This is a genomic window from Actinoplanes sp. NPDC048791 (assembly GCF_040650095.1).
Taxonomy (GTDB): Bacteria; Actinomycetota; Actinomycetes; order Mycobacteriales; family Micromonosporaceae; genus Actinoplanes.
On record NZ_JBEZGQ010001112.1, the window covers coordinates 1 to 2,582 of the forward strand.

The window sequence follows — 2,582 nt, forward strand, 5'->3', positions numbered from 1 at the left end:
ACCGACGGCGCCACCGACGGGATCACCGACGAGGCCGCCGAGGTGGTCCGGTGACCCGGCGGCTGCGCACGCTCCTGGCTGCCCCGCTGGTGGCCGTGCTGCTGGCCGGCGGCTGCGGCATCCCGGACAGCACCGAGGTCCAGCGGGTCGGGCCGGGACCGTCGACCGGCGTCTCGACCGGTGAGGACGTCACCCCCACGCGGCACGACCGCCTCGCCAGCTCGGATCGCGACACCTTCGTGCGCAACTACCTGGAGGCGGCGGCCGGCGACCCGAACACCGCGATGGAACGGGTCAAGCAGTTCCTCTCACCGACAGCCGCCTCGTCGTTCGACCCGGCAGCCGAGGTCCGGGTCGTCCACCTCGTCGACACCCCGCTGGTCAACCCGGGCAGCGTCGATGTGCTGCTGCGCGCCCAGACGGTCGGCGTGCTCAACCACAACGGCATCCTCGACCCGTCCGCGGACGACTCCCCGCAGGAGTACACGCTCACCGTGTCGAGCTCGCCCGGCCAGACCGGGCTGTTCGTCACCAAGGCGCCGCCCGTGCTGCTGATCTCCGACGACGCCCTGGACCGGTTCTACGAGCGGCGCAAGCTCTACTTCTGGAACCACGAGTACACCGGCCTCGTCCCCGATGAGCGGTATCTGCCCCGTGACCTGCCGTCTGAGCAGCAGCCCAACGAGATCATCAAATGGCTGATGGCCGGGCCGTCACCCTGGCTCGGCAACGCGGTGGAGACGCTGCCCGAGGGCACCGCCCTGGACGGCAACGTGCCCGCCCCCAGCGGCGAGAAGCTGCAGATCAACCTCAGCGGTCAGGCGGTGCGCCCGCCCGACGACCAGACCAAGCTGGACCGGCTCCGGCGCCAGCTCATGTGGTCGCTGCGGTCCGGCCAGTGGAACACCCTCGAGCTCAAGGTCGGCAACCAGAACAGCATCGAATACACCGGCACCGACTACTACACGAGCAACCCGGCCTACGCGCTGGAGACCACGCCGGAGCGGTTCCTGGTCTACAACGGCCAGGTGCGCCGGATGTCCGGCCCGCCGTACGCCTCGGATCCGGTGCCGCTGCTGCGCCCGGAGGACAACCGGTTCGTCCGGGCCGCCGCGCTGGCCGGCTCCGGCAGCCGCCGCTTCGCCGCCCTGGTGGTCACCTCGGGGGGGCGTGAGGAGCTGCGGGTGGGCGCCGGTGCCGCCGGCGAGCGGGTCGCCCTGGCCAAGATCAGCCTGCCCAAGGGCGCGACCGGCCAGCCGGTCTGGGCGATCACCTCGGCCGAGCCCGGAGCGCCGGCCATCGGCCTGGTCACGGTCGGCGGCCGGCTCTACAGCTTCACCACCACGGAGGGTTCCTCGCTGACCAAGGTCGACGGGGCCGGCGACGGCATCACGGCGGTGGCGGTCGCGCCCGACGGCCGGCGCGTGGCGCTGGTCTCGCGGGGCCGGCTCTCCGTCGCCGCGTTGTCCACCAGCGGCGCCAGCGTCCGGATGCTGCCCGCGGAGCAGATTCTCACCGCGCCGCTGAAGCAGGTCAGCGCGGTCGACTGGAGCAGCGAGACCTGGCTGACCGTGGCCGGCGCCCGGGCCGACAAGAGCCGGGTGGCCATCTTCGAGATGACCATCGACGGCTCCTTCGTCTCCGAGCGGCTCGCCGACATCGGCACGGAGACCGTGAGCTACCTGACGGCGTACCCGGTCAGCCCGATCAGTGGCACGGAAAGTTCCGACACGATCGCGTACGTGGCCAACGGGGACGCCTTCGACGTGCTGTCCGACCCGGTCCGGATCACGGTGGCCGACCTGGCCGTCGCGGTGCCGAACCCGCCGTCCGGGGTCAAGCCCACCTCGCCGTCCTTCCTGCGCTGAACGGAGCGGTATGCCGACGGCACGGTGGTCCCGGCTGGGCGCGGACCTGGCCGACCTGGTGCTGCCCAGCGCCTGCGCCGGCTGCGGGGCCGAGCGGGTGGCGCTGCGCTTCGGGGTGTGCGCCGGCTGCGTGGCGTCCCTGGAGGCTCTGACGCCCTTTCCGACCGCTCCGGTGCCACCACCACCCGGGATGCCGCTGTGCACGGCTGTCGGGCCGTACGCGGGGCCGGTGCGGGGTGTGCTGCTGGCGTACAAGGAGAAGGGCCGGCACCGGCTCGCCCGGCCGCTGGGGTCGCTGCTCGCCGGGGCGGTCGCCGAGGCCGCCCGGCGGGGCGGCGCCGGCCCGCGGACCCCGGTGCGTCTGATCCCGGTCCCGTCGACGGCGGCCGCCGCGCGGGAACGCCACGGTGACCACATGGCGCGACTGGCCGCACACACCGTGCGGCGGCTGCGCGCGGCCGGCTGGGACGCTGACGTCGTCCAGCCGCTGCGGGCGCTCCCACGGGCGGACTCAGCGTCACTGGACGTAGCCGGTCGCGCTGCGGCGGCTGAGAATTCGCTGCGAATCAAGGGGGCCCGGATCCGGATTCCGCGACGCGGGCCGACGATGAGAGGCACGCTGATAGTGGTCGACGACATCGTCACGACCGGGGCCACGCTGGCCGCGGTGGCGGGTCGTCTGCGGGAGGCGGACATGCAGGTCACCGGGGCCGC

The 2,582-nt window shown here is 73.2% G+C and carries 2 protein-coding genes; both read left to right on the forward strand.

Translation table 11 applies throughout. The features are described from left to right. Positions 1-50 precede the first annotated feature (50 nt). Complete coding sequence (locus tag AB0C29_RS42935; protein WP_360833343.1) at positions 51-1,868, forward strand: LpqB family beta-propeller domain-containing protein; 1,818 nt, start codon at positions 51-53, stop codon at positions 1,866-1,868. A 10-nt stretch (positions 1,869-1,878) separates the two neighbouring features. After that, positions 1,879-2,582 (forward strand): ComF family protein (locus tag AB0C29_RS42940; RefSeq protein WP_360833345.1); only part of this gene is annotated, 704 nt, incomplete at its 3' end.